General features: G+C 57.9%; 8 protein-coding genes. 7 read left to right on the forward strand and 1 reads right to left on the reverse strand.

All coding sequences use genetic code 11. From position 1 onward, the window contains the following. Window positions 1-2 precede the first annotated feature (2 nt). Window positions 3-1,037, reverse strand: coding sequence for a transporter substrate-binding domain-containing protein (locus BM160_RS20360; protein WP_092007991.1), 1,035 nt, complete (start codon window positions 1,035-1,037; stop codon window positions 3-5). 258 nt (window positions 1,038-1,295) lie between these two features. Here BM160_RS20360 and BM160_RS20365 point away from each other — a divergent pair, with 258 nt between their 5' ends. The 7 genes from BM160_RS20365 to BM160_RS20395 all read left to right on the forward strand — a co-directional run. Further along, window positions 1,296-2,039 carry an SDR family NAD(P)-dependent oxidoreductase gene (locus BM160_RS20365; protein WP_092007992.1) on the forward strand — a complete coding sequence of 248 codons (744 nt, stop codon included), beginning with the start codon at window positions 1,296-1,298 and terminating at the stop codon, window positions 2,037-2,039. Window positions 2,040-2,240: 201 nt separating this feature from the next. Further along, a complete protein-coding gene (locus BM160_RS20370) occupies window positions 2,241-2,849 on the forward strand; it encodes a glutathione S-transferase family protein (RefSeq protein ID WP_092008001.1) in 609 nt (202 codons plus the stop codon). A gap of 133 nt (window positions 2,850-2,982) precedes the next feature. Then, window positions 2,983-3,801: a sulfite exporter TauE/SafE family protein gene (locus BM160_RS20375; protein ID WP_092007993.1), complete on the forward strand. Its 819-nt coding sequence runs from the start codon at window positions 2,983-2,985 to the stop codon at window positions 3,799-3,801. Window positions 3,802-3,817: 16 nt separating this feature from the next. Continuing rightward, entirely contained in the window at window positions 3,818-4,708 is an 891-nt protein-coding gene (locus BM160_RS20380; RefSeq protein WP_092007994.1) for an MBL fold metallo-hydrolase, read from the forward strand. A gap of 77 nt (window positions 4,709-4,785) precedes the next feature. After that, window positions 4,786-5,655 (forward strand): sulfurtransferase, encoded by an 870-nt coding sequence (locus BM160_RS20385; RefSeq protein ID WP_092007995.1) that lies wholly within the window; start codon window positions 4,786-4,788, stop codon window positions 5,653-5,655. A gap of 162 nt (window positions 5,656-5,817) precedes the next feature. Beyond that, window positions 5,818-5,988, forward strand: coding sequence for a hypothetical protein (locus BM160_RS22700; RefSeq protein WP_177219095.1), 171 nt, complete (start codon window positions 5,818-5,820; stop codon window positions 5,986-5,988). Between the two features lie 168 nt (window positions 5,989-6,156). Then, window positions 6,157-6,402 (forward strand): phage integrase N-terminal SAM-like domain-containing protein (locus tag BM160_RS20395; RefSeq protein WP_177219090.1); only part of this gene is annotated, 246 nt, incomplete at its 3' end.

The following is a 6,402-nucleotide window of genomic DNA, read 5'->3' on the forward strand; positions in this document are numbered from 1 at the left end:
GTTCAGGAAGGTTGATAGGGTGCGATGGTGAAGCTGCGCTTCATCTTGAGTTTGGATCCCTGGCCAAACCATTTTTCGAAAATGACACCCGCCTTGCCAGACGACTCCAGATTGGTCAACGCCTTGTTGACTGCTGCCAGCACACGCGGCTCACCTTTACGTACGCCGAGCCCCAACTGATCCTTGGTCACGAACTGGTCCAACAACACATACTTGCCGCCGGTCGGTCCAATCAATCCGAGCAGCGTTGTATCGTCCCCGGCCATCGCATCGACTTTGCCCTGGTCGAGCGCCAGAAAGGCGTTGGCCGGGCTCGGATATGCTTTTAGCTCCGGTTTGTCGATGACCTTGGGCAGCTTAATTTCTAGATTGGCGCCATCGGTGCCCGAGATGCGCTTTCCAGCCAGGTCGGCGAACGACTTGATGGGTGACGTTGCCGAAACAACAACTCTGACGCCGGCGTGCAGATAGTTCTGAGTGAAGTCGATCAAACTCGCGCGCACGGCGGTGTTGGTCAACGCCGACAGCGCGATGTCGGTGCGGCCTTGCTGCAGATCACTGATCCGCGTCGCCGATGTGACAAAGACAAACTCAGGCTTCACCCCCATCTCGGCCGCGATAGCGCTGCATACGTCAACGTCATAACCGACCAGTTGGCGCGTCTTGGGATCTTCAACGAACGAAAAGGGAACATTGTTGGGCGTCACACCGCACTTCAGCGCACCATCGGCCTTGATCGTGTCGAGTTGGTCGGCACGCGCCGTGGTGAAACCGGTCATCAGCATAAAAACGCTGGCACCGATGAGAAGGGATTGTCGGAAAGATTTTTTCATGGTTTTGTCTCGTTGTATGTAAGTTATAGAAGCAGGTTTGTAGGCCGCATTGCTGTAATGCCGCCCTTGGTTTTGCCGTATGCCCAAGCCGCCGCTCAGCGGGCAAAGGACTCCGAGCTTGAGATCGGCCGCCTTGGCCGTATTGATTCCCGATGTCGCAACGCGGCCAATTGAAACGGCCGCCAGCTTAAGTTTTTTGACCACTTGCGCCTCCTAAGTCAACAAAGCGACCAAATATATGAATCGTTTCATTTATTAGAAATTCGATTTTTGTATCTAGACTACTATGCTGTACGTATAATAAATGAAGCGCTTCAAAAATGAAATGTGGAACAGTGAAAATTTCTAAGGGCTTACCCTGAGAAAAACTAGCCTGCAGAACCTGGCGTTGTTAATGTCTTCTGCCGATCGTTTATATCTTTGGCGTCACAAGCAATTCTCAATTTTTGTTAGGAGCTATCCATGAGTAACCAATTCCAACGCATGCAGGATGATCTTGCGGGACAAACAGTTTTAGTCACAGGCGCTGCTGGTGGCGTCGGCCGTGCCGTCACCAAACTATGCGGAGAGCGGGGCGCCAAGCTTGTTCTCTGCGATGTGACGTCGACAGAGCAGACGGCTGCAGTCAATCACGGAGTCGAGGGTGTGCTCGCAGTGCATCAGATGGACTGCAGTGTGCGGGCCCAGGTTGAAGAGGTCGCCAGCACCGTTGGAGCCGTCGATGTTTTGATCGACACGGCAGGCATCTGCCCGCGTGACGACTGGATGCATGAGGATTGGGACATAGCGTTCGAGCAGGTCATCAATGTCAACGTCCGCGGTCCCATCAACCTGGCCCGCGCATTCATGCCGGGGATGATCGAGCGCAAGTACGGCAGGATCGTTCTCTGTGGCTCGCTCGCTGGGTGGACTGGGGGACTGCGGTCAAGTCCCCACTACGTTGCCGCAAAGGGGGGCGTCCACGCGCTTGTTCGGTGGCTAGCCATGCGCGCAACGCCTCACGGAGTATGCGTAAACGGGGTAGCTCCTGGACCGGTCGCGTCAGCGATGACCGACGGCCAAGGCTACACGCCGGACGACTTTCCATTGAAACGCCTCGGTACTCCCGAGGAAGTTGCGTCGATGATTGCATTTTTGGCCTCACCCGCGGCTAGCTATGTAGCAGGCACAGTGATCGATTGCAACGGAGGTATCTACCTTCGATAGGTAGCTCAATCGAGCCGCTGCGTCCGGAGCCCGCAATGCAGCATCGAGAAGGTCAACGAGCAGCTCGAAAAGTAACCTTTTGTACAGCCGACCAACGACAAGTCGGCTTCCAACCCCCTAGTCAAGATTCGGTCGGCACCCCCGGATGGTCAAGATTGAATCGGCGCCGACAGCCCATGATCGATGAAAGTGTGAATGTCCATGAAGATCTATTTTTCCCCCTTCTCGCCCTACGTCCGCAAGTGCCTGGTGACGGCCCATGAGCTGGGCCTTAACGACCGCGTGCAGCTACTGCCGTCGAACGCCAACCCCGTTCAGCGCGACCAGCAGATCATTGCCCAAAACCCGCTGGGCAAGGTGCCCACCCTCATCACCGATGGCGGCGCCGTGCTGTACGACAGCCGCGTCATCTGCGAGTACCTGAACGAGGTGGGCAATGGCGGGCTCTTTCCGCGCGGTGGCGACGCGCGCTGGGAGGCGCTAACGCTGCAGGCCCTGGGCGACGGCATCCTCGACGGCGCCCAGATCGCACGCTACGAAGACGTGGCCCGCCCCGAGGCGTTGCGTTGGCCCGAGTGGCGCACTGCGCAGCTGGACAAGGCCGAGACCTCGATGGACCATCTGTCGACCAATCCCAACCTCATCGCACTGAACCGCGTGGACATCGGCACCCTCACTGTGGCCTGCGCGCTGTGGTATCTGGACCTGCGCTTCGGCGACTTCAACTGGCGCGCTCGCCATCCCGCCGTTGCGAGCTGGTACGCGGAGTTCTCGAAACGGCCCTCGTTGCAGGCCACCTGGTCTCTGTGACCGCGGCCATCACGGCACCGGCTCACCTGAGGCGGCGCTACGCGCAAGCGGTCGACATGGCAGCCTCGGGATGGCGTTCTGCTGGCACGGCGAACGGCGCCGAGTCGTCTGCCCAAGCCATGAAAGCTTTGTGATGATGCTGACCCTGGTTTATGGTGCGGTAGTCGGTCTCGTACTCGGTCTCACGGGCGCAGGTGGGGGCATCCTTGCGGTACCTGCTTTGGTTTTGGGGATGGGCTGGCCGCCGCAAGCCGCCACACCCGTCGCATTGTTGGCCGTCGGCTTCTCTGCAGCGCTCGGCGCTTTCGACGGGCTACGCAAGGGTCTCGTTCGATGGCGCGCCGCGCTGCTGATGGCGTCACTCGGCATTTGTTTTTCTCCCCTCGGCGTCTGGATTGCCCATGCCTTGCCCCAGCCTGTGCTCATGACGCTGTTTGCGGCCGCCATGTTTTTTGCCGCTGCGCGCCTCTTGCGTCAGAACCTGCGGGGCGCTTCGCCTAGCGGCAACCTGCCAGCAGAGGCAATCTCGGCCGCAGAGAAGAACTGCGTTCTCGATCCTTCTTCGGGGCGTCTACGTTGGACCTCTCGATGCGCTGCAACTCTGTCTTGCATCGGGTCGTGTTCGGGGTTGCTCACCGGAATGCTGGGGGTCGGGGGTGGATTCCTCATCGTTCCAGCCTTCCGCCAGTGGACCGACATTCGCATGCACGGCGTCGTTGCAACCTCACTTCTGGTCATTGCGTTGGTGTCTCTTGGCGCGACCGTCAGCGCCCTTCATGCAGGGGCTCAAGTGGGATCCGCAGGTCTTGTCTTCATCTTGGCGGCGATGACCGGGATGCTTGCCGGCAGGCAGTTGGCCCCCCGGGTGCGCAGCGAGATATTGCAGATCAGCTTCGCCTCTCTTTCCATCGCGGTGGCCGTGGCGCTGCTCTATCGAACCTGGTTGCCTTGAGGCAACTCTACTCCTCATGACCTTCCTTGCCTCACCTCGTGTCGAAGCCTTTTTCGACACCGACTCGTCCACATTTACCTATGTTCTCTACTCAGGAGATGGCAGTGACTGCGCGATCATCGATTCGGTATTGAACTTCGAACCGAAGGCTTGCCGGACACATACGACGTCGGCGGACGCGATCATCGCCTTCGTGCGTTCACGCGAGCTGCGTGTGCAATGGCTGCTCGAGACGCATGCACATGCGGATCATCTTTCTGCCGCACCTTATCTGCAGCAGGTCCTTGGCGGCATGATCGCTGTTGGCTCGGGCATTCTCAAAGTCCAGAACGCGTTTCAGAAGATTTTCCACCTCTCTCCGGACGTTAAGCTCGATGGCTCTCAGTTCGGCCATTTGTTTGAACCGGACGAGCAGTTCAACGTCGGTCCGTTAACGTTGCGAGCCATGCACGTGCCCGGGCATACGCCGGCGGATGTAGCCTACGTTGTTGATGGCGCAGCAGACGAGCCGGCGCTTGCCTTCGTAGGGGACACCCTCTTCATGCCGGATGTCGGCAGCGCCAGGTGTGACTTTCCCGGGGGCAGTGCGTACACCCTTTATCGCTCGGTGCAGCGGCTGCTGCAGTTGCCGCCACAGACCTTGTTGCTGTTGTGCCATGACTACCCACCCGACGGGCGGCTGCCGTCTTTCGAGACAACAGTGGCGCAGCAGCGCCTGGCAAACATCCATTTACGTGACTCCGTCACCGAGGACGAATTCGTCGAGATGCGACAGCGCCGGGATGCAACTCTCGGCATGCCCGCGCTGATCCTGCCCGCGATCCAAGTGAACATCCAGGCGGGTGAGCTGCCGCCACCCGAGGCGAATGGAGTCCGATACCTGAAAATACCTTTGAACGTTCTGTAGCGGCATCAGCTCCTTTTGCTGGTGCCATATTGTGACGAAACCCCACACAGTGAAACAACAACATAGAGGCTTCCAGAATGCAAGATTTTCCTCACCCCATCGTTTCGGTCGATTGGCTTTTGCGACATAGCGGCGACCAGGACCTCCAGATCATCGATACATCTTGGGAGATGACTGATCGTCAGCGCCCTCACTATGAAGTATTCTTGGAAGAACATATTCCGGGCGCAATCCACTTCGATGCCGAGAAAATAGCAGCGCCGAGCTTCGCGCCGCCGCATCGCATGGTCCCCGAGCCAGCGCTTTTTGCGAAGCTCTGTGGGGACCTAGGCATTCGGCAGGATGCCATGCTTGTGATTTACGACAATGCTGGTCTCTATACCGCCGCCCGAGCTTGGTGGATGTTCAAAGGGTTTGGGCATAAAGGGGTGGCGGTACTTGATGGGGGACTACCCGCTTGGAAGGCTGCAAATGGGTCAGTGGAAAGCGGAATTTCGAGAGTGAGACAGCGTCAAAATTGGACACTTCCGACGTCGCAGCCGGAGACCGTTGACAGCAGTAAGGTGGCTATGGCGCTTCGGACGGGAACTGCGCAGATAGTAGATGCTCGCCCGTCCGAGCAATTCAACGGCGATACGTCGTTCCGCTATCCCAATGTGCGCCCCGGACATATTCCAGGATCTATAAATCTCTCGCAACGACTTTTACGCAACGAGAAGAATTTTTTTCGAAGTCCAGCCGATATGCGCGCGATATTCGCCCGTCATGGAATTGACCTCTCTAAACCCATCATAGCCACATGTGGGTCAGGTATCACTGCTTGTATCATCAATCTTGCCTGCGAAATTATGGGTACTGAAAAGGTTGCGATCTATGATGGCTCCTGGGAAGAATGGGGAGGGCGCAGCGACCTGCCGGCAGAACTTGATCCTGCAAACAGTGTTTAGGAATTATTGGGCTACACCGACTATCCGACCCTTGCGCAACAATCCGGTGTGCAGGGATGACTGACCAGACCGGGGTGCTACTTCGCACCGGCTGTCTTAGCCTTGCGATTGCGCGTCACAGTCATGCTTCTCAGCGCGGAACAGTTATGGTTCCGGCGACACTTGAGCCTGATTGATGAAATCGCCCGCACACTATCAGTTTGCATGGGGGAAAGCTTAAATTTCGCGGCTCCAAACCGGCCTGTCGTGGCGGTCTCCTACTGGCCGATGGCGGGTGCCGGGGCCATCGAAATCGCGGCCGCATTGCTGACCAAAGCCTGTAGCCTTGAATGACCGGTCTGGAGCAGGCAGTTTCGATATTCGACAGTCAGGAGTCAGTCTAAGGACTAAACCGCTCGCGCGGTAGTCCGCCGCAAAGGCCCTGACGCGGGGTAAACATCGCGTCCCTGTCTATGTTGGCGAGTGAGGCAATCGGCCTCGTTCTTCGACAGGAGCACGATCATGATCCCTTTGACCCAAGCCATCTCGCCGCTGCGCCAACGCATGCTCGACGACATGCGCATGCGCAAACTCGAACCCAAGACCCAGGCCGCCTATGTTCGCGCGGTGCGATACCTCGCCGGCTTTCTGAGACGCTCGCCCGACACAGCCACTGCGGAGGATTTGCGACGGTTCCAGTTGCACATGATCGATCGGGGCGTCTCGCCGATCACGCTGAACGCCACCATCACCGGGTTGAAGTTCTTC

The sequence above is a fragment of the Polaromonas sp. OV174 genome (assembly GCF_900112285.1).
In the GTDB taxonomy this organism is placed as follows: Bacteria; Pseudomonadota; Gammaproteobacteria; order Burkholderiales; family Burkholderiaceae_C; genus Polaromonas.

Bases quoted from the DNA above. Each gene is read 5' to 3' on its own strand.
- BM160_RS20365 (WP_092007992.1), top strand. From the start codon at position 1,296: ATGAGTAACCAATTCCAACGCATGCAGGATGATCTTGCGGGACAAACA.
- BM160_RS20370 (WP_092008001.1), top strand. From the start codon at position 2,241: ATGAAGATCTATTTTTCCCCCTTCTCGCCCTACGTCCGCAAGTGCCTG.
- BM160_RS20375 (WP_092007993.1), top strand. From the start codon at position 2,983: ATGATGCTGACCCTGGTTTATGGTGCGGTAGTCGGTCTCGTACTCGGT.
- BM160_RS20380 (WP_092007994.1), top strand. From the start codon at position 3,818: ATGACCTTCCTTGCCTCACCTCGTGTCGAAGCCTTTTTCGACACCGAC.
- BM160_RS20385 (WP_092007995.1), top strand. From the start codon at position 4,786: ATGCAAGATTTTCCTCACCCCATCGTTTCGGTCGATTGGCTTTTGCGA.